At 67.4% G+C, this 19,425-nt stretch carries 16 protein-coding genes and 1 pseudogene; 12 read left to right on the forward strand and 5 right to left on the reverse strand.

Features of this window, described 5'->3' with window-relative positions; all coding sequences use genetic code 11:
• Positions 1-135: 135 nt before the first annotated feature.
• Together ACLB90_RS02085 and ACLB90_RS02090 are read right to left on the reverse strand one after the other, a co-directional pair.
• Positions 136-936 carry a thioesterase II family protein gene (locus tag ACLB90_RS02085; RefSeq protein ID WP_411851403.1) on the reverse strand — a complete coding sequence of 267 codons (801 nt, stop codon included), beginning with the start codon at positions 934-936 and terminating at the stop codon, positions 136-138.
• 260 nt (positions 937-1,196) lie between these two features.
• Positions 1,197-1,535 (reverse strand): HesB/IscA family protein, encoded by a 339-nt coding sequence (locus tag ACLB90_RS02090; RefSeq protein ID WP_411851404.1) that lies wholly within the window; start codon positions 1,533-1,535, stop codon positions 1,197-1,199.
• Between the two features lie 133 nt (positions 1,536-1,668).
• On the opposite strand from ACLB90_RS02090, the gene asnS reads away from it, so the two are divergent.
• From asnS to ACLB90_RS02150, 12 genes are all read left to right on the forward strand, one after another.
• A complete protein-coding gene (gene asnS, locus ACLB90_RS02095) occupies positions 1,669-3,063 on the forward strand; it encodes an asparagine--tRNA ligase (protein ID WP_411851405.1) in 1,395 nt (464 codons plus the stop codon).
• 25 nt (positions 3,064-3,088) lie between these two features.
• Positions 3,089-3,394, forward strand: coding sequence for a hypothetical protein (locus ACLB90_RS02100; RefSeq protein ID WP_411851406.1), 306 nt, complete (start codon positions 3,089-3,091; stop codon positions 3,392-3,394).
• Positions 3,391-3,705 carry a hypothetical protein gene (locus tag ACLB90_RS02105; protein WP_411851407.1) on the forward strand — a complete coding sequence of 105 codons (315 nt, stop codon included), beginning with the start codon at positions 3,391-3,393 and terminating at the stop codon, positions 3,703-3,705. The genes ACLB90_RS02100 and ACLB90_RS02105 overlap by 4 nt, the downstream gene beginning before the upstream one ends.
• Before the next feature lie 6 nt (positions 3,706-3,711).
• Complete coding sequence (locus tag ACLB90_RS02110; protein ID WP_411851408.1) at positions 3,712-4,347, forward strand: FMN-binding negative transcriptional regulator; 636 nt, start codon at positions 3,712-3,714, stop codon at positions 4,345-4,347.
• Between the two features lie 74 nt (positions 4,348-4,421).
• Positions 4,422-5,084 (forward strand): carbonate dehydratase, encoded by a 663-nt coding sequence (gene can, locus ACLB90_RS02115; protein ID WP_411851409.1) that lies wholly within the window; start codon positions 4,422-4,424, stop codon positions 5,082-5,084.
• A 25-nt stretch (positions 5,085-5,109) separates the two neighbouring features.
• Entirely contained in the window at positions 5,110-5,637 is a 528-nt protein-coding gene (locus ACLB90_RS02120) for a 3-hydroxyanthranilate 3,4-dioxygenase (RefSeq protein WP_411851410.1), read from the forward strand.
• A 397-nt stretch (positions 5,638-6,034) separates the two neighbouring features.
• Entirely contained in the window at positions 6,035-7,312 is a 1,278-nt protein-coding gene (gene kynU, locus ACLB90_RS02125) for a kynureninase (RefSeq protein WP_411851411.1), read from the forward strand.
• A gap of 13 nt (positions 7,313-7,325) precedes the next feature.
• Positions 7,326-8,690 (forward strand): FAD-dependent oxidoreductase, encoded by a 1,365-nt coding sequence (locus ACLB90_RS02130; protein WP_411852676.1) that lies wholly within the window; start codon positions 7,326-7,328, stop codon positions 8,688-8,690.
• Positions 8,690-10,132: an exodeoxyribonuclease I gene (sbcB, locus tag ACLB90_RS02135; protein ID WP_411851412.1), complete on the forward strand. Its 1,443-nt coding sequence runs from the start codon at positions 8,690-8,692 to the stop codon at positions 10,130-10,132. The genes ACLB90_RS02130 and sbcB overlap by 1 nt, the downstream gene beginning before the upstream one ends.
• Positions 10,129-10,815: a DUF2461 domain-containing protein gene (locus ACLB90_RS02140; RefSeq protein WP_411851413.1), complete on the forward strand. Its 687-nt coding sequence runs from the start codon at positions 10,129-10,131 to the stop codon at positions 10,813-10,815. Before sbcB ends, ACLB90_RS02140 begins: the two co-directional genes overlap by 4 nt.
• Positions 10,816-10,820: 5 nt before the next feature.
• Complete coding sequence (locus ACLB90_RS02145) at positions 10,821-11,816, forward strand: aldo/keto reductase (RefSeq protein ID WP_411851414.1); 996 nt, start codon at positions 10,821-10,823, stop codon at positions 11,814-11,816.
• Positions 11,817-11,879: 63 nt separating this feature from the next.
• Positions 11,880-12,416 carry a DUF2939 domain-containing protein gene (locus ACLB90_RS02150; protein WP_411851415.1) on the forward strand — a complete coding sequence of 179 codons (537 nt, stop codon included), beginning with the start codon at positions 11,880-11,882 and terminating at the stop codon, positions 12,414-12,416.
• 7 nt (positions 12,417-12,423) lie between these two features.
• On the opposite strand, the gene ACLB90_RS02155 is transcribed toward ACLB90_RS02150, so the two are convergent.
• From ACLB90_RS02155 to ACLB90_RS02165, 3 genes and pseudogenes are all read right to left on the reverse strand, one after another.
• Positions 12,424-13,368: a 5'-nucleotidase gene (locus tag ACLB90_RS02155; RefSeq protein ID WP_411851416.1), complete on the reverse strand. Its 945-nt coding sequence runs from the start codon at positions 13,366-13,368 to the stop codon at positions 12,424-12,426.
• Positions 13,369-13,417: 49 nt separating this feature from the next.
• Entirely contained in the window at positions 13,418-14,188 is a 771-nt protein-coding gene (locus ACLB90_RS02160) for an NAD kinase (RefSeq protein ID WP_136003389.1), read from the reverse strand.
• Between the two features lie 300 nt (positions 14,189-14,488).
• A pseudogene (locus tag ACLB90_RS02165) lies at positions 14,489-19,384 on the reverse strand (NAD-glutamate dehydrogenase); the annotation flags it as partial.
• Positions 19,385-19,425: the final 41 nt, after the last annotated feature.

Raw genomic sequence — 19,425 nt, forward strand, 5'->3', positions numbered from 1 at the left:
TCGACGACCTGCACCGCCCACGCGGTACGTCAGATCGATATCGTGGGGCGCCCTTCCCCGCCGGTGCCGGTCATGGCATCGAAGCGCTCCCACACACTTGCCGCACTGATGCGCGCCCGACGGCGCGCCTGTCGCTCAGCCCGCTGCGCAGGCTGTTTCCACCGCTGTTCCACGCCCAACCGGCGACAGCAGCCGTTGGCCGATGCGCGCCCCCAACACCGGCAGCATCTGATCGATATAGAAGTGTCCGCCGGGGAACATGTCCAGCTCGGTCGAGCCGTCAAAATGCTGTGCCCATTGCGCGAGCTGCGCATGGTCTGCGGCGGTGTCCGAAAGCCCGCCCATCACCGTCGCTGTACAGGGCAGCGGGGCCGCCTCGGCATGAACGTAGCGCTCGTTGAGCTGGAAATCCGCGCGCAGGATGGGCAGCAGCAGTTCCAGCAGCTCTTCGTGTTCGAGTACGGCCGACGGCGTTCCTTCCAGACTGCGCAGTTCACGCAGCAGTTCGTCGCGTGGCAATCCATGCAGCGCGCGGCGCGGGCCGGCGAGATGCGGCGCACGGCGCGCGGAGAGGAACATATGCAGCGGCATCGGTGCGCCACGCTCACGGAGTTCACGGGCGACGCAGAACGAAATCAGCGATCCCAGGCTGTGCCCGAGAAACGCGAACGGACGATCCAGCCAAGGCAGCAGATCATCGACGATCGCCGCGACCGCCACCGAGATGTCCACGTGCAGGTCTTCAGACAGCCTGGACTCTCGCCCCGGCATCTGGATCGCCAACATCTGCACGTCCCGGGAGACGTGCGGCGTCCACTTGCGGAACACCGATGCACCGCCACCGGCGAACGGAAAACAGAACAATCTCACCCGGGCGTCGTCGTTTCGCGCAAGCGCAACGACAGAACGCGCACTTCCCTGCTCGACCTTGTGCATCCTTCCCCCTCAACGACCCGGACAGGACGCGTCCGGCAGCCATACAACTCCATTGAAGCTGCGCACTTCCCGGCTCGCAGTTCGAGCCCGAAGAGCGGTACTGCACACGGCAATTCCCCTGCCGCGCGAATGTTCCAGAAAGGCGGTGTAGATCAGCGATTCGCGATCAATACCTTTCTTCAATCCAATAGGGTTTTATCGGTATGTGATGGCATTGTCAAGGCACACACAGGCCTCGACAGAGTGGCGCACGCGGACGCTCAGCGATGCGCGTCGTCGGTGGTGAAACTCTCGCCGCAGCCGCACTCTGCGGCCGCATTCGGGTTCCTGAACGTGAACGTTTCGCTCAGTCCCTGCTTGCCGAAATCGATGACCGTGCCGTCCACCAGCGGCAGGCTCTGGGCGTCCACGTAGATCCGGATGCCATCCTGCTCGAAGACGCTGTCGCCTTCACGTTCATCCCGGGCGAGGTCGGTCACGTGGCCCCAACCTGAACAGCCCGTACGGGTCACCCCGAACCGCAGGCCGAGCGCGCCCGGCGTACCGGCGACAAAGCGCTGGACGCGCTGAAGGGCGATCGGGGTCAGGCTGACGGCCATGCGGGGATGCTCCGGGAAGGGACTTGACGATTATAGAGGACACCGGTACCGCAGAAATGCCTCGCAAGCGGAACACTGCAGCCGGTAAACTCTCCCGTTCACAGATCGAGTCGATCAACAGAGGATTCAAGTCATGACGGTGGTCAGCGTTGAACATGCGCTTGCCGGGAAGATCCCGGAAGGCGGCGAGGCAACCGTACGCGGTTGGGTACGGACGGTGCGCGGCTCTGCGGCGCTTGCCTTCGTCAATGTCACCGATGGCTCCTGCTTTGCCCCCATCCAGGTGGTGGCCAATGACACGCTGGGCAACTTCGACGACATCAAGAGCCTGACCCCGGGCTGTTCGGTGATCGCCCGCGGCACCCTGGTCAAGTCCCAGGGCAAGGGCCAGTCCTTCGAGATCCAGGCCAGCGACATCGAGATCGTCGGCCTGGTCGAGGACCCCCTGACCTACCCGATCCAGCCCAAGCCGATGAGCGCGGAGTTCCTGCGCGAAGTGGCGCACCTGCGCCCGCGCACCAACCTGTTCGGCGCCGTCACGCGCATCCGCAACTGCCTGTCCCAGGCCGTGCACCGGTTCTTCCACCAGAACGGGTTCAACTGGATCAGCACCCCGATCATCACCACGTCCGATGCCGAGGGCGCCGGCCAGATGTTCCGGGTCTCGACCCTGGACATGGCCAACCTGCCGCGCAACGAGAGGGGCGAGGTCGATTTCAGCCGCGATTTCTTCGGCAAGGAAACCTTCCTGACCGTGTCCGGCCAGCTCAACGTGGAGGCGTACTGCCTGGCGCTGAGCAAGGTCTACACCTTCGGCCCGACCTTCCGCGCCGAGAACTCCAACACCACCCGCCACCTGGCGGAGTTCTGGATGATCGAGCCGGAAATCGCGTTCGCCGATCTGGCCGAAGACGCGCGCCTGGCCGAGCAGTTCCTGAAGTACCTGTTCCGTGCGGTGCTGGACGAACGCGGCGATGACCTGGCGTTCCTGGCCGAACGCGTGGACAAGAACGCCATCACCAAGCTGGAAGCGTTCATCAACGCCCCGTTCGAACAGATCGACTACACCGAGGCGGTGAAGCTGCTGCAGAACTCGGGCAAAAAGTTCGACTTCCCGGTCGAATGGGGCCTGGACCTGCAGACCGAACACGAGCGCTGGCTGACCGAGGAACATATCGGCCGCCCGGTGGTGGTGACCAACTACCCCGAGCACATCAAGGCGTTCTACATGCGCCTCAACGACGACGGCAAGACCGTCGCGGCGATGGACGTGCTGGCCCCGGGCATCGGCGAGATCATCGGCGGCAGCCAGCGCGAAGAGCGCCTGGACGTGCTCGACGCGCGCATGGCGCAGTTCGGGCTGGACCCGGCGCACTACGGCTGGTACCGCGATTTCCGCCGCTACGGTTCGGTGCCGCACGCCGGTTTCGGCCTGGGCTTCGAGCGCCTGGTGGTGTACGTCTGCGGGCTCGGCAACATCCGCGACGCCATCCCCTACCCGCGTGCGCCGGGTACGGCCGAGTTCTGATCCCGACCACGGAGGCACCGAGCCCATGACCCTGTTCTTCGCGCTGTGTTTCGTCGGCGTGGCGATCGCCGGGTTCAGTGCCTTCGTGATCTTCTGGCCGCTGACCCTGGTGCACATCCGCGATCGCCACCCGGCGCTCGCCGAACGCTTCGGCAGCGGTGCCTTCCTGCGCCCGGACGCGCTGCGCTGGCTGCTGGGCCGTGACTACCGGCTCAGCCCGGACCGCTCGCTGTCCGGGCTGGCCGCGCCGGCGTGGATTTCCCTGCTGACCCTGCTGGCCGGACTGGGCATGGCCGCCCTGCTCTGGCTGCTTTCGATGGTAACGACATGAACGACGACACCCTCCACCACGACGAGTGGTTCCTTGCCAGCCTCGGCAACACCCTGATCTGGGCCCGCCTGCGCATCCGGCCGGCCGGTACCGCCGAAGTGCTGGACAGCGACGGCAACACCCTGAGCTACGACAGCGAGGACACCGCGCGTTCGCAGCTGTTCGACGCCGACTTCGTTGCCTACGACGGCCTGGACGAGGAAGACGCGCTGATCCGCGGCTTCTCGCTGCATGAGGTGGCTCCCCCGCAGGCCGCCAGCGATGCCGACCTGCACGGCCGCATGGTGCAGAACCTCGGCGCCCGCGCCTGACCGGCCATGTTCATCCCGTCCGCCTTCGCTGAGACCGACCTGATCTGGCTGGACCGGCTGCTGGCGCGGGATGCCTTCGTGACGCTGCTGACCACCGGTGCCGATGGCCTGCCGCAGGCCACGCGCCTGCCCGTGCTGTACCGGCGCGACGGCGACGGCATCCTGATCGAGGGACACTGGGCGCGCCCCAACCCGCAGGCCGGCCATGCCGGCCCCGCGCTGCTGCTGGTGCACGGCCCACACGCCTACGTATCGCCGGGCTGGTACCCGGACAAGGACGCCCAGGCCCGCGTGCCCACCTGGAACTACGCCGCCGCCGAACTGCGCGGCGTGCTCGAACCGGTGAACGACCCGGACGCGCTGATGGCCATGCTCGACGGCCTGAGCGCGCACTACGAGGCCGGCGTTGGCGGCGACTGGGACCTGCAGCCGATCGACCCGCGCCAGCAGCGCATGCTCGGCGGCATCGTCGGCTTCCGCTTCCGCCCCGACCAGGTGCAGATCAAGCTCAAGCTCAGCCAGAACCATCCCGAGGCCAACCAGCGCAGCGTCATCGACGCGCTGTCGGCGTTGCCGGCCCCTGCATCGCGCGAGCTGGCACAGTGGATGCGCTGGCGCCGCGACGATGGCACGACCGGCTGACCTTCCCGTTTCCCGCGACGACGCGGCCACCCTGGCCGCGCCTTGCCCCCACCCGACGTCAGGGACACCGCACCATGAAAGACATCCACAAGCTGCTGCAGAACAACCGCGAATGGGCTGACCGGATCGAGAAGGAAGATCCCGAGTTCTTCCACCAGCTCGCCAAGCAGCAGCACCCGGAATACCTGTGGATCGGCTGCTCCGATTCGCGCGTGCCCGCCAACCAGATCATCGGCATGGCCCCGGGTGAAGTATTCGTCCACCGCAACGTCGCCAACGTGGTGGTGCATACCGACCTCAACTGCCTGAGCGTGATCCAGTACGCGGTGGACCAGCTCAAGGTCAAGCACATCCTGATCGTCGGCCACTACGGCTGCGGCGGTGTGCATGCCAGCCTCAACAACACCCGCGTCGGCCTGGCCGACAACTGGCTGCGGCACGTCGGCGACGTGGCCCAGAAGCATGCAGGGATCATGGACGCCATCGAAGAGCCCGACCTGAAGCACGCGCGGCTGTGCGAGCTGAACGTGATCGAGCAGGTGGTCAACGCCTGCCGTTCCACGATCGTGCAGGATGCCTGGGCCCGTGGCCAGAAGCTGATGGTGCACGGCTGGGTCTACAGCCTGAAGGACGGCCGCGTCCGTGAGATGGGCATCGACGTCGGCGCCCCTGAAGACCTGCAGCCGGCCTACGAAAAGGCCCTGTCCTACGTCCCGCGCCACGGCCGGCGCGACTGACCGCCGCACATACGGAACTGCCACCATGCTCGCCTCCCCCATCAATCTGCTGGCCTGGATCGAGGAACACCGCCACCTGCTCAAGCCGCCGGTGGGGAACAAGATGATCGAGAACGGCGACTTCATCGTGATGGTCGTCGGTGGGCCGAACAGCCGCACCGACTACCACTACGACGAAGGTCCGGAGTGGTTCTACCAGCTCGAGGGCGAGATGGTGCTGAAAGTGCAGGAAGACGGCGCGGTACGCGACATCCCGATCCGCGCCGGCGAGATCTTCCTCCTGCCCGGCAAGGTGCCGCATTCGCCGCGTCGCCCGCCTGGCGGCGTTGGCCTGGTGGTCGAGCGCAAGCGCCTGGCGCATGAGCAGGATGGCCTGATGTGGTTCTGCGAACAGTGCAACCACAAGCTGTATGAAGAGTATTTCGCGCTCGAGAACATCGAGACGGATCTGCCGAAGGTGTTCGCCCGCTACCACGCCTCGCTGGAGCTTCGCACCTGCGGCGCCTGCGGGCACGTGGACCCGCTGCCGGCCAAGGTCGCCGTCGAGGGCTGACGCCGCGCCTGCGGCCTGTGAGGGGCGCTCTCTGGTGCATGCGCTGCGGTCGCGGAACGGAGAGCAGCCGAGCAGAGCTCGGCTCTACGGGGTGAATCTTCCCCGCCAGGTGGCTGTGCTGCTGCCTCGCCTTCCGCTTTTCCCGTGCGCGCCGACACGGTGTCCGGGCGGGGTGCGGCTGGGGTGACGGGACCCTTCGCCGCATGGATGCGGCGATGGAGCTTACAGGGACGTACTTGCAGCGTGTCCCGGCACCCCAGCCGCATCCCGCCAGCCTGAGGAGAGCAGCCGAGCAGAGCTCGGCTCTACGGGTGGTGCGGCCGTGGAACGGTGGGGGCTGAGCCTGTGCGCCTCGGCAGCCGGTAAACTGTCGGTCACTGTCACCGCCGGTTGCACCATGTCCGAGATTCTCAGCCGCACCCACGCCGTTGCCCTGGACGCTGCCGATCCGCTGCGCGCGCTGCGCGGTGAATTCGTCTTTCCCCAGCACAACCATCGCGACCAGACCTACTTCGTCGGCAACTCCCTCGGCCTGCAGCCGCGCGGTGCCCGCGCCGCCGTCCAGGACGTGATGGACAAATGGGGTTCGCTTGCCGTCGAAGGCCACTTCACCGGCGATACCCAGTGGCTGCGCTACCACCGCCTGGTCAGCGAGCAGCTCGCCCGCGTCGTGGGTGCCCTGCCCAGCGAAGTCGTCGCGATGAACACCCTGAGCGTGAACCTTCACCTCATGATGGTCAGCTTCTACCGGCCGACTGCCGAACGCCCCGTCATCCTCATCGAAGCCGGCGCCTTCCCCACCGATCGCCACGCGGTTGAATCGCAGATCCGCTTCCACGGCTTCGATCCCGCCACCGACCTGGTCGAAGTGCAGCCCGACGAACCCAACGGCACCCTTTCACTCCAGGCCATCGAGCGCGCGATCGTCGAACACGGCCCCCGCCTCGCACTCGTTCTCTGGCCGGGCGTGCAGTACCGCAGCGGACAGGTGTTCGACCTCGACGCCATCACCCGCATGGCGCGCCTGCAGGGGGCCCGCGTCGGCTTCGACCTGGCCCACTCGGTCGGCAACGTCCCGCTCCAGCTTCACGATATCGCCCCCGACTTCGCCGTCTGGTGCCACTACAAGTACCTCAACGCCGGCCCCGGCGCGGTTGCCGGCTGCTTCGTCCACGAACGCCACCACCGCGACACCACCCTGCCGCGTTTCGCCGGCTGGTGGGGGCATGAAGAAGCCACCCGCTTCAAGATGGCGCCGCAGTTCGTTCCGGCCGTCGGCGCTGAAGGCTGGCAGCTCAGCAATCCCCCGGTGCTCGGCCTCGCGCCCCTGCGGGCCTCCCTCGACATCGTCGACAAGGCCGGCGGCATCGACGCCATGCGCACCAAATCGCTGCGCCTGACCGGCATGCTCGACGCCCTCGTCCGCGCGCGCCTGCCCAGCGTGCTGCAGGTACTCACCCCCGCCGAACCCGAGCGCCGCGGCTGCCAGCTTTCGCTGCGCGTGGCCGGCGGCCGCGAGCGTGGCCGCAGCCTGTTCGAGTACCTGCAGACCGTCGGCGTCCTCGGCGACTGGCGCGAGCCCGACGTCATCCGCATCTCGCCCACCCCGCTGTACAACCGCTACCTCGACCTGCACCACTTCGTCGAGGAAGTGGAAGCCTGGGCCGGCCTTTAAGGACACCGTCGTGATCGCACCCCCCTCCCGCTCGCTGAGCATCATCGGCGCTGGCCTGGCTGGTTCCCTGCTGGCCATCCTGCTGTCGCGCCAAGGCTGGCGGATCACCCTGTACGAACGCCGCGGCGATCCCCGCATCAGCGACTACGAGTCCGGCCGCTCGATCAACCTCGCCCTCGCCGAACGCGGCCGCAACGCCCTGCGCCAGGCCGGCGTCGAAGACGCGGTGATGGCCAAGGCGGTGATGATGCGCGGGCGCATGGTCCATCCGCGCGACGGCGCGCCGCAGCTGCAGCGCTACGGGCGCGACGACAGCGAAGTGATCTGGTCCATCCACCGCAAGGATCTGAACACCACCCTGCTGCAACTGGCCGAGGATGCCGGCGCCTGTGTCCACTTCCACCGTCGCCTGCATACCGTGGACTTCGACGCCGGCTACGCACGTTTCATCGACGACCGCGACGACCAGCCGCATGACATCCGCTTCGACACCCTGATCGGTGCCGACGGTGCCGGCTCGGCGCTGCGCGCTGCGATGAACCGCAAGCAGCCCCTGGACGAGCGCATCGAGTTCCTCGACCACTCCTACAAGGAACTGGAAATTCCACCGGGTCCGGACGGCACCTTCCGCATCGAGGCCAACGCCCTGCACATCTGGCCGCGCGGCCACTACATGTGCATCGCCCTGCCCAACGACGAAGGCACCTTCACCGTCACCCTGTTCCTGCCCAACACCGGCGACCCCAGCTTCGCCACCACCACCACCGGTGCCCAGGCCGAAGCGTTGTTCGCCCGCGACTTCCCCGATGCGCTGGCGCTGATCCCGAACCTGCGCCGCGACTGGGAAGAGCATCCCCCGGGCCTGCTTGGCACCCTGCACCTCAGGCATTGGCACCTGCAGGGCCGCGCCGTGCTGCTTGGCGATGCCGCCCATGCAATGGTCCCCTTCCACGGCCAGGGCATGAACTGCGCGTTCGAAGACTGCGTTGCACTCGCCGCGCATCTGCTGGAACAGGAGACCCTCGCCGACGCGTTTGCCGCTTTCGAGCGCGACCGCAAGCCCAATGCCGAGGCCATCCAGCAGATGGCGCTGGAAAACTACCTGGAAATGCGCGACCGCGTCGCCGATCCGGCGTTCCTGCTGCAGCGTGAGCTCGAACAGGCGCTGCAGGCGCGCTGGCCCACCCGCTTCGTGCCGCACTACACAATGGTGACCTTCCTGCACACACCGTATGCGGTTGCCCTGGCGCGCACCGACCTGCAGCGCCGCATTCTCGAGGATGCCACGGCCGGCCACGACAGCCTGGATCACATCGACTGGAACGCACTGGAGCGCGTCATCCACGCGCAGTTGCCGGTGCTGGAGGGCGCACACTGATGGCTGCCGACAGCTTCCTGTTCTACGACCTGGAAACCTTCGGCCAGGACCCGCGACGCACCCGCATCGCGCAGTTCGCCGCAATCCGCACCGACGCCGACCTGCGCATCATCGACGAGCCGGTGAGTTTCTACGTCAGGCCGGCCGACGACCTGCTGCCCTCGCCCGTCGCCACCCTGATCACCGGCATCACCCCGCAGCACGCGCTGGCTGCGGGTGTCAGCGAGGCCGAGGCCTTCTCGCGGATCAACGATCTGATGGCCCGCCCCGGCACCTGCGCGCTGGGCTACAACACGCTGCGCTTCGACGATGAATTCGTCCGCCACGGCCTGTTCCGCAATTTCTACGACCCGTACGAGCGCGAGTGGCGCAATGGCAACTCGCGCTGGGACCTGCTGGACATGATGCGGCTGCTGCACGCGCTGCGCCCGGACGGCGTGGTCTGGCCCAAGCGCGAAGACGATGCCACCTCGTTCAAGCTCGAACACCTGGCCACGGCCAACAACGTGCGCCAGGGCGATGCACACGAAGCGCTGTCGGACGTGCATGCCACGATCGGCCTGGCGCGGCTGTTCAAACAGTCCCAGCCACGGCTGTGGGACTACGCGCTGAAGCTGCGCGACAAGCGCTTCGTCGCCGGGCTGCTGGACGTGGACGCGATGCAGCCGGTGCTGCATGTGTCCATGCGCTATCCGGCCCAGCGGCTGTGCGCGGCCCCGGTGCTGCCGCTGGCACGGCATCCGTACATCAACAACCGGATCATCGCGCTCGACCTGGAAGGCGACATCGACGGCCTGCTGGCACTGCCGGCCGAGACGCTGGCCGCGCGCCTGTACACCCGCGCCGCCGACCTGGCCGAGGGCGAGCAGCGCGTGCCACTGAAGGAAGTACACCTCAACAAGGTGCCGGCACTGGTGGCCTGGAACCACCTGCGTCCGGCCGACCATGCCCGCCTGGGCATCGATGTGGCCGCGATCGAGGCCAAGGCCGCGCGCGTGCGCGCGTTGGGGCCGGCCGTGGCCGAGAAGGTGCGCCAGGTGTTCGGTGGCGAGCGCGACCTGCCGCCCAGCGATGTGGATGCCTCGCTGTACGACGGCTTCCTGGCCGACGGCGACAAGGCGCTGATGCCCCGCATCCGCACCAGCCCGCCGACCGAGCTGGCCAGCTTCGCCGAGCGCCTGCGCGATCCACGCATGCCCGAACTGCTGTTCCGCTACCGCGCGCGCAACCATCTGGCCACGCTCGATGGCGACGAGCGCGCCCGCTGGAACCACTACCGTCGCCAGCGCCTGCTGGGCGATACCCGCCTGGGCGAGCAGACCCTGCCGCAGTTCTGCGAGGAGCTGGATGCGCTGGCCATCGAACATGCCGGCGACCCCGGCAGACTGGCCCTGCTGCAGCAGCTGCGCGACTGGGGCACCCACCTGGAGGAGAGCCTGTGAGCAGCTATTTCAGTCCCAAGAGCATGACCTTCCTGCGGGGTCTGGCGCGCAACAACGACAAGGGCTGGTTCAACGACCACAAGCCGCAGTACGAAGAGCATGTCCGCCAGCCGTTCCTGCGCCTGATCGCCGACCTGCAGCCGGACCTGGCCACCGTCAGCGACCATTTCCGCGCCGACCCGCGCGGCGTGGGCGGGTCGCTGTTCCGCATCTACCGCGACGCGCGCTTCTCCAACGACAAGTCGCCGTACAAGACCTGGCAGGGTGCCCGCCTGTTCCATGAGCGCCGCAAGCAGGTGCCGGCACCGTCGTTCTACATCCACCTGCAGCCAGGCGAGAGCTTCGTGGGCGCGGGCCTGTGGCATCCCGAGCCGGCCACGCAGCGCAAAGTGCGGCACTTCATCGTCGACAACCCCGGCAGCTGGAAGGCCGCCGCGCACGCGCCGGCGCTGCGGAAGAAGTTCGATTTCGAGGAAAGCGAAAAGCTGGTGCGCGCACCGCGCGGCTTCGATGCCGACTTCGAGTTCATCGACGACCTCAAGCACCGCAACTGGGTGTTCTGGCGCGCGCTGGACGACGCCACCATGACCGGCCCGCGCCTGCGCCAGACCATCGCCGCCGACCTGAAGACACTGGGACCGTTCGTGGACTACCTGTGCGCGGCCCTGGACCTGGAGTTCTGAGCACGATGGTGCACCCGGTCGCGCCACCGCCGATGACCTACCGCGCCTTGGGCAGCAGCGGCCTGCAGGTCTCGCAGATCGGCCTGGGCTGCTCGGGGTTCTGGGGCAACCGGCGCTTCCCCGAGGCCGAGGCCGAGCGCATCGTGCGCCGCGCCTTGGAGCGCGGCGTCACCCTGTTCGACACCGGCCACAACTACGCAGCCTTCAAGGCCGAACCGCGGCTGGGCCGGATCCTGCAGCGCGCGTTCGCCACGCATCCGCGCGATGGCCTGGTGATCTCCAGCAAGGCCGGCACCCTGACCGGCCAGGCCGGCATCAGCGGCGCCGAGCAGCGCGATTTCTCTCCGGAAGCCATCGAACGCAGCTGTGCTGCCTCGCTGCGCAACCTGCACTGCGACCACCTGGACATCTTCCAGCTGCACGGCATCGGCCTGGAGCAGATCAGTGATGAACTGCTGACCGCGCTGGAGCGCATGCGCCGCAACGGGATGTTCCGCCTGCTTGGCATCAATTCCCACACCGGCGCGGTGATGCGGCACCTAGCCGAGCGCCGCGGCCCCTTCGACGTCGCCCTGATCGACTACAACGCCCTGCAGCAGGACCGCGAACCGGTCATCGCCGCCATGCACGCCGCCGGGATCGGCGTGCTCGCCGGCACCGTGCTCGCCCAGGGCCATCTGCTGCCGGCCCGGCCACGCCTGCCGCGTCTTGCCGATGCCTGGTACCTGGCGCGGGCGTGGCTGAAGCCGTCCAGCCGCGCGTTGATGCGCAGCGCCAAGGCGATGCAGCGCACCATCGCCGGGCTCGACTCGCAGGCACCGGCGCAGACCGCGTTCGCCTACGTCCTGCAGAACCCCGCCGTCGCCAGCGGCGTGCTGGGTACCACCCGGATCGCCGGTCTGGATCAGGTGCTCGATACCCGCGTGGACGGACTGCAGCCGCATGAACGCGAGCGGCTGGTGGCCACCTTCCAGCGCAGTGGCGCGTCACCGAGCCACTAGCCTTCACGTCGACCGACACGTGCTGCGGCAAGCTTCTCCCGTTTTCCTGGAGGTACCCGCCGCATGAAGAAACTTCCCTGGCTGCTGCTCGCCATCGTGGTGCTGCTGGCTGGCGCCTGGTTCAGTGGCCCCTACCTGGCCGTGCGTGGCCTGGCGCAGGCCATCGAAACCCGCGACACCGCGCGGCTTGACCGCTACGTGGACTTCCCGCTGCTGCGCGCGAACCTGCGCGCACAGCTCAACGACTATGTCGTGCGTCGCGCCGGGCCGGACGTACAGTCGAACATGGTCGGCGCGCTGCTGCTGTCGGCCAGCCAGACGCTCACCGGCACGGCCGTGGATGCGATGGTGACCCCGACCGGGATCGGCGCCCTGCTGGAGGGCCACACGCTGTGGAAGCGCGCCAGCAACGATCTGGAACGCGACGACGCCTACGCCGCGCCGCGCGCCGCGCGCCCGCTGCAGCACGCCGAACACCACTTTGAATCGCTGTCGCGCTTCACCGCCACCACCCACACGCCGGACGGCGCGCCGGTGGTGTTCGTGCTGCAGCGTCAGGGACTGCGCTGGAAGCTGGTCAACATCGTGCTGCCGCTGTAGTGACTGCTCAGTCGTTGGCTACGCCATGCGGCACGTGGCCGGCCGCCACGCTCTGGTGCTGGCGTGCGCTGTCGATGTTGTGCTGCGAATCGTCGAAGAAGATATCCGCGCCGAACGCTTCCAGGAACGGCCCTTTGTGCCGCCCGCCCAGGAACAGCGCTTCGTCCAGGCGCACCCCCCACTCGCGCAGGGTGCGGATCACCCGCTCATGCGCCGGCGCCGATCGCGCGGTGACCAGCGCGGTGCGGATCGGCGCGTCCTCTCCGGACGGGAACACCGCCTGCAGGGTGTGCAGCGCCGACAGGAAATTGCGGAACGGGCCGCCGCTCAGCGGTTCGCGCGCGTTTTCGCGCTCGTGCCGGCCGAAGGCCTCCACGCCCTGCTCGCGCGAAATGCGCTCGCTTTCATCGCCGAAGATCACCGCATCACCATCGAACGCGATGCGCAGCTGCCCGGCGGGACGGCCCAGATCGAGCTGCTCGGCCGCGGCGATGGTTTCGCCGGGTGGCTTGGGCAGGATCGTGGCGGCGGCGATGCCGTGCAGCAGCGCCCGCCGTACCGAGTCGGGGTTGGCCGACAGGAACAGATCGGTGCCGAACGGCTTCACGTACGGCCAGGTCGGCTCGCCCGCGGTGAACGTGGCCCGGATGATGCCCAGCCCGTAGTGCTGGATCGAATTGAAAATGCGCAGCCCGGTATCGGCCGAGTTGCGCGACAGCAGGATCACTTCCACCCGCGGCGACTCCGGCGACTGCCCCTGGTTCAGCGCCAGCAGTTTGCGCACCACCGGGAAGGCCACGCCGGGGCGCAGCACATCGTCCTCGTGCTTGCGCTGGTACTCGGCGTAGGCGTCCACGCCTTCCGCCTCGAACAACGCGTGACCTTCTTCCAGGTCGAACAGGGCGCGCGAGGTCACGGCCACGGTCAGCAAGCGGGGGGTGTTGTCGCCCATGTCGGTCAGCCATCCAATGCGGCCAGATCGGCCGGCCAGCTATTGTCCGTCAAAACATGAACTGTTCGCTGAGGATCCGGTCTTCCAGGTTGTGTTCGGGGTCGAACAGCATCGTCACCCGGCGCTCGCGCGACTCGCGGATGGTCACTTCGACCACGTCGCGGGTCTCGTGCGAATCGGCGGTGACGCTGACCGGACGCTTGTAGGGGTCCAGCACCCGGAAGCGCACTTCGGTATCGGCCTTGAGGATCGCGCCACGCCAGCGCCGTGGCCGGTACGGGGCCAGGGGGGTCAAGGCGATGGTGTGCGAACCCAGCGGCAGGATCGGGCCATGCGCGGAATAGTTGTAGGCGGTGCTGCCAGCGGGCGTGGCCACCAGCACCCCGTCGCCGATCAGCTCGGCAACCCGCTCCTGGCCATTGAGATCGATGCCGATATGCGCGGCCTGGCGGGTCTGGCGCAGCAGGGACACGTCGTTATAGGCCAGCGAGCCGGTGGTCGTACCCGATTCGGTCAACGCCAGCATCTCCAGCGGGCGCAGGTTGGCCGGCTCGGCGGCCGCCAGCCGCGCCGGCAGGTCGTCGTCACGGAACTGGTTCATCAGAAAGCCCACGGTGCCCAGCTTCATGCCGAACACCGGCTTGCCCAGTGCGCCGTGGCGGTGCAGGGTCTGCAGCAGGAAGCCGTCACCGCCCAGCGGGCACAGGACATCGGCCTCCTCGGGCGGGCATGCGCCGTAGCGGGCCAGCATCAGCGCCAGGGCCTGCTGCGCGGGCTCGGTGCTGCTGGCCAGAAAAGCGATGCGGGGGGTGTCGCTCATGGAAAGTCCGGGTAAGGCATACGACCGAAGCATACCCGGTCGACGCACAGACACGTATGGCGTGTCGCAGGCTGTTCCCAAGGCCACCGACCGACTGTCTGAGGGCCGTCGGGTGCGGGGGTACGGGACCGTAGAAAACATGGATGTTTTCTACGAGCCCCCAGAGATGGGTTTACGGCCTGTCCCGTACCCCCGCACCCGGCGGCCCTCAGACAGTGGGTTGCCAGATCAACACGCCGTCGCCCCAAAGAAAAGGCCCCGCCGAAGCGGGGCCCTTTCGTTTTCACGCGTCAGCGCAGGTTACGCGCCGTGCGCGGCCAGCTGACCCAGGCGCTGCACCGCAACCGACACGGTCGGGTAGTCCAGGGTCTTCTGCTCGGCCAGTTCGGCCAGCATCGACAGCGTGAAGCGCAGGCTGCTGTCATCACGGCCGATCCACGCGGCAACCTTGGCTTCGGCGCTGCCACCCTTCATCGACAACACCTGGGCAGCCAGGTTGCGGTGATGGGCAGCCAGCTCGTCGCGCAGCACGCCACGGGCCACGGCGTGCCAGCGGCCATTGACCTCCAGCGCGTCGATCTGCTCGAACAGCCACGGCAGCTGCAGGGCGTCGCCCAGACGGAAGTGGATCTTGGACACATCCACCGGCTTGAGCTTGCGGGTACGGGCCAGTTCGATGATGTCGAACGCCGGTTCCAGGAACTGCAGCTCGGACAGCTGCTGTGCCAGTGCCGGCGGCAGGCCCTTCTCCTTCCACTCCTGCACGCTCGCCTCGTAGGCCGGGCGCTGGGAGTCCGGCAGCACGCCGGATGCCACGCGGATGTCGTTGAACGCGGCCTGGTAACGGTTCACCGCCTCGGTGATGCCCGGCATCGCGCCCGGACGCGACAGCAGCCAGCGCACGAACGAGCGCTGCAGCTTCCAGATCACTTCCAGCGCATCGATCTGCACCGACTCCGGCAGGGTGCCGTCGAGGGCGTCGATCTGTGCCCACAGGGCGCGCGCGTCCAGCGTTTCACGGCTGATCGTGTAGGCCTTGGCGACCTCGGCGATGCTGCGGCCGGTGTCTTCCTGCATGCGCATCAGGAACGTGGCGCCCATGCGGTTGATGGTCTGGTTGGTCACGGCCGTGGCGATGATCTCGCGCTTCAGGCGGTGACGCTCCATCGCATCGGCGTACTTCTTCTGCAGCGGCGTCGGGAAGTAGCGCTGCAGTTCCTTGGACAGGTACGGATCTTCCGGAATGTCCGAATCCAGCAGCTGGGCGAACGCCACCAGCTTGGAGTAGGACAGCAGCACCGACAGCTCCGGACGGGTCAGGCCCTGGCCGCGCGCCTTGCGTGCCGACAGCTCCGCATCGGACGGCAGGAACTCGATCTGGCGATCGAGCAGGCCCTGCTGCTCCAGCGTACGGATGAAGTGCTGCTTGGAGCCAAGGCGCTTGACCGCCATCCGCTCCATCAGGCTCAGGGCCTGGTTCTGGCGGTAGTTGTCGTTGAGCACCAGCGCGGCCACTTCGTCGGTCATCGACGCCAGCAGCTTGTTGCGCTGTTCAACGGTCAGCTTCTTGGCCCGCACCACATCGTTGAGCAGGATCTTGATGTTGACTTCGTGGTCGGAGGTATCCACACCGGCCGAGTTGTCGATGAAGTCGGTGTTGAGCAGCACGCCGGCCTGGGCGGCTTCGATGCGGCCCAGCTGGGTCATGCCCAGGTTGCCGCCCTCGCCCACCACCTTGCAGCGCAGCTCGCCACCGTTGACGCGCAGCGCGTTGTTGGCGCGGTCGCCCACATCGCTGTGCTGCTCGCTGGCGGCCTTCACGTAGGTACCGATGCCGCCGTTCCACAGCAGGTCCACCGGGGCCTTGAGGATGGCGCTCATCAGGTCGTTCGGCGACAGTGCCTTGACGTTCTCGTCCAGGCCCAGCACCTCACGCACCTGCGGGGTGATCTCGATCGACTTCAGCGTACGCGGGAAGATGCCGCCGCCCTTGCTGATCAGCTTGGCGTCGTAGTCGGCCCAGCTGGAACGCGGCACGGTGAACATGCGCTCACGCTCGACGAACGAGGTGGCCGCATCCGGGTTCGGGTCCAGGAAGATGTGGCGGTGATCGAACGCCGCGACCAGGCGGATGTGGCGCGACAGCAGCATGCCGTTGCCGAACACGTCGCCGGACATGTCACCGACACCCACCGTGGTGAAGTCCTGGCTCTGGCTGTCACGACCCAGCGCGCGGAAGTGGCGCTTGACCGACTCCCATGCACCGCGTGCGGTGATGCCCATGCCCTTGTGGTCGTAGCCCACCGAACCACCCGAGGCGAACGCATCGCCCATCCAGAAACCGTGCGCCACGGCCAGGCCGTTGGCGATGTCGGAGAAGGTCGCAGTGCCCTTGTCGGCCGCCACCACCAGGTACGGGTCGTCCATGTCGTGGCGGACCACGTCCACCGGCGGCACGATCTTGTTGTTGACGATGTTGTCGGTGATGTCCAGCAGGCCCTGGATGAACAGCTTGTAGCAGGCCACGCCGTTGGCGAACACCGCATCGCGGTCGCCGTTCACCGGCGGCATCTTGGCGAAGAAGCCGCCCTTCGCGCCAACCGGCACGATGACGGTGTTCTTGACCATCTGCGCCTTGACCAGGCCCAGCACTTCGGTACGGAAGTCTTCGCGACGGTCCGACCAGCGCAGGCCGCCACGGGCGACCGCGCCGAAGCGCAGGTGGGTACCTTCCACGCGCGGGCCGTACACGAAGATTTCGCGGTACGGGCGCGGCTTGGGCAGGTCCGGCACCAGTGCCGAATCGAACTTGAAGCTGATGACGTGGCCCGGACGGCCCTCGGCATCGGTCTGGTAGTAGCTGGTGCGCAGGGTCGCGTCGATCACGCCCATGAAGCTGCGCAGGATGCGGTCCTCATCCAGGCTGGAGACGCGGTCCATCAGCTTCAGCAGCGCATCGCGCGCGGCATCCATCTGCACCTTGCGGTCACCCTTGCGGGCATCGACCACGGTCTTGAGCACCTTCAGGGTGGCCTCGTCGCCACCGGCCAGCACGGTCAGGTGCGCGCGCAGCTGGGCCTGGCCCTCGGCGATTTCGTCCTTGCTCTCGTTGCCGGTCGCCGGATCGAAGCGGGCTTCGAACAGCTCCACCAGCAGGCGGGCCAGCAGCGGGTAACGGGTGAAGGTGCCTTCCACGTAGGCCTGCGAGAACGGCACGCCGGTCTGCAGCAGGTACTTGCAGTAGCCACGCAGCATGGCGACCTGGCGCCAATGCAGGCCAGCGGCCAGCACCAGGCGGTTGAAGCCGTCGTTCTCGGCATCGCCGTGCCAGACGCGGGCGAAGGTTTCACCGAAGGCGGCATCGACGCTCGGCGCGTCGATCGCACCGGCCACCGATTCCACTTCGAAGTCCTGCACGTACACCGGGGCGTTGTCGACCGTCAGACGGTACGGACGCTCGGCGATCACGCGCAGGCCCATGTTTTCCATCATCGGCAGCGCATCGGACAGCGGGATGTCATCCAGCTGGCGATACAGCTTCAGGCGCAGCCCGTCGCCGCCGTCGCGCTGCACGGCCTGCAGGCTCAGGCGCAGGTCGTCCGGACCGGTCAGCGCGTCAAGCTGGCTGACGTCGTTGGCGGCGATCTCGGTGCTCGAGTCTTCGATGTAACCGGCCGGCAATGCCTTGCCGATGCGGGCCGCGATGCGCAGGCCTTCGCTCTCGCCGTGGCGGGCCACCAGCGCTTCGCGCAGGTCGTCCTGCCAGTTGCGCAGCACCTGGGCCAGCTTCTGTTCCAGCGCGCTGGTGTCCACTTCCAGGGTCTGGCCGGCCTTCGGGCGCACGATCAGGTGCACCTGGGCCAGCGGCGACTCACCGAGCACAACCGAGCTGTCCACGTACTCGCCCTGCAGCGCGTCCTTGAGCATCGCCTCGATGCGCAGGCGCACATCGGTGTTGAAGCGTTCGCGCGGCAGGTACACCAGCGCGGAGATGAAACGGCTGTACTTGTCGCGGCGCAGGAACAGGCGGCTGCGCACGCGCTCCTGCAGGCCCAGCACGCCCATTGCGGTGCGGAACAGTTCGTCCTCGCTGGACTGGAACAGTTCCTCGCGGGGCAGCGTTTCCAGGATGTGGCGCAGCGCCTTGCCGCTGTGGCTGGCCGCGGCCAGTCCGGACTGCTTCATCACATACTCGTGGCGCTGGCGCACCAGCGGGATTTCCCACGGGCGACGGTTGTAGGCGCTGGAGGTGAACAGGCCCAGGAAGCGCTGTTCGCCGATGATCTTGCCCTTGGCGTCGAATTCCAGCACGCCGATGTAATCCATGTAACCGGAACGGTGCACGCGCGAACGGGCATTGGTCTTGGTCAGGATCAGCGCGTCCTTCAGGCCGGTGGTGGCGTTGAGGCCCTGCGCGGCGAGGGTCTTGACCGGACGGGCGGCGGACTTGTCCTTGCCGCGCATCAGGCCCAGGCCGGTATCGTTGAGCGGCGCCAGCACTTCTTCCTTGCCCTGCTTCTCAACGCGGTATTCGCGGTAGCCGAAGAAGGTGAAGTGGTTTTCGGCGGCCCAGCGCAGGAATTCCTGCGCTTCGGCGCGCGAAGCGGCGTCGATCGGCAACTGGCGGGTACCGAGGTCGTCGGCCAGGGCCAGCGCCTTGCTGCGCATGGCATCCCAGTCGCGGACGATGGCACGCACCTCGTCCAGCGCCTTGACGATGGCCTGCTCGACGTCGCTCATGGCGTCGGTCGGCTGGCGGTCGATTTCCAGCAGCATCACCGACTCGGCGGTGCCGTCGCTGACCGTGGTGAGCTTGCCGGCCTTGTCACGGGCGAAGCGGATCACCGGATGGCCCAGCACGTGCACGCCGATGCCGTGCTCGGCCAGCGACATCGTCACCGTGTCGACCAGGAAGGGCATGTCGTCGTTGACGATCTGCAGCACGGTGTGTGCCGACTCCCAGCCATTGGCCTTCAGGGTCGGATTGAACACGCGCACGTTGGCCTTGCCCGGCTTGCGGACACGCGCGAACTCCAGGGTGTCCGCTGCCAGTGCAGCCCACTCCTCAGCGGTGTGGTGCGGGAACTCGTCCGCCTCCATGCGCTTGTAGAAGTCGGCGGCAAAAGCCACTGCCTCGGCCTGCCCGGCCGACGGGTAGCGCTTGCGCAAGGCCGTGTACACCGGCTCCAGCGAGAAGCCCACTGGCGAAACAGTCTGCGTATCGGCTGGTTTGGATT

The sequence above is a fragment of the Stenotrophomonas sp. LGBM10 genome, from assembly GCF_046736075.1.
GTDB lineage: Bacteria > Pseudomonadota > Gammaproteobacteria > Xanthomonadales > Xanthomonadaceae > Stenotrophomonas.

Excerpts from the sequence above, each read along its gene's own strand:
- ACLB90_RS02150 (WP_411851415.1), top strand. The coding sequence starts at position 11,880 with ATGAAGAAACTTCCCTGGCTGCTGCTCGCCATCGTGGTGCTGCTGGCT.
- ACLB90_RS02100 (WP_411851406.1), top strand. The coding sequence starts at position 3,089 with ATGACCCTGTTCTTCGCGCTGTGTTTCGTCGGCGTGGCGATCGCCGGG.
- asnS (WP_411851405.1), top strand. The coding sequence starts at position 1,669 with ATGACGGTGGTCAGCGTTGAACATGCGCTTGCCGGGAAGATCCCGGAA.
- ACLB90_RS02090 (WP_411851404.1), bottom strand. The coding sequence starts at position 1,535 with ATGGCCGTCAGCCTGACCCCGATCGCCCTTCAGCGCGTCCAGCGCTTT.
- ACLB90_RS02110 (WP_411851408.1), top strand. The coding sequence starts at position 3,712 with ATGTTCATCCCGTCCGCCTTCGCTGAGACCGACCTGATCTGGCTGGAC.
- ACLB90_RS02085 (WP_411851403.1), bottom strand. The coding sequence starts at position 936 with ATGCACAAGGTCGAGCAGGGAAGTGCGCGTTCTGTCGTTGCGCTTGCG.
- ACLB90_RS02155 (WP_411851416.1), bottom strand. The coding sequence starts at position 13,368 with ATGGGCGACAACACCCCCCGCTTGCTGACCGTGGCCGTGACCTCGCGC.
- can (WP_411851409.1), top strand. The coding sequence starts at position 4,422 with ATGAAAGACATCCACAAGCTGCTGCAGAACAACCGCGAATGGGCTGAC.
- ACLB90_RS02145 (WP_411851414.1), top strand. The coding sequence starts at position 10,821 with ATGGTGCACCCGGTCGCGCCACCGCCGATGACCTACCGCGCCTTGGGC.
- ACLB90_RS02120 (WP_411851410.1), top strand. The coding sequence starts at position 5,110 with ATGCTCGCCTCCCCCATCAATCTGCTGGCCTGGATCGAGGAACACCGC.
- kynU (WP_411851411.1), top strand. The coding sequence starts at position 6,035 with ATGTCCGAGATTCTCAGCCGCACCCACGCCGTTGCCCTGGACGCTGCC.
- ACLB90_RS02160 (WP_136003389.1), bottom strand. The coding sequence starts at position 14,188 with ATGAGCGACACCCCCCGCATCGCTTTTCTGGCCAGCAGCACCGAGCCC.
- ACLB90_RS02105 (WP_411851407.1), top strand. The coding sequence starts at position 3,391 with ATGAACGACGACACCCTCCACCACGACGAGTGGTTCCTTGCCAGCCTC.
- sbcB (WP_411851412.1), top strand. The coding sequence starts at position 8,690 with ATGGCTGCCGACAGCTTCCTGTTCTACGACCTGGAAACCTTCGGCCAG.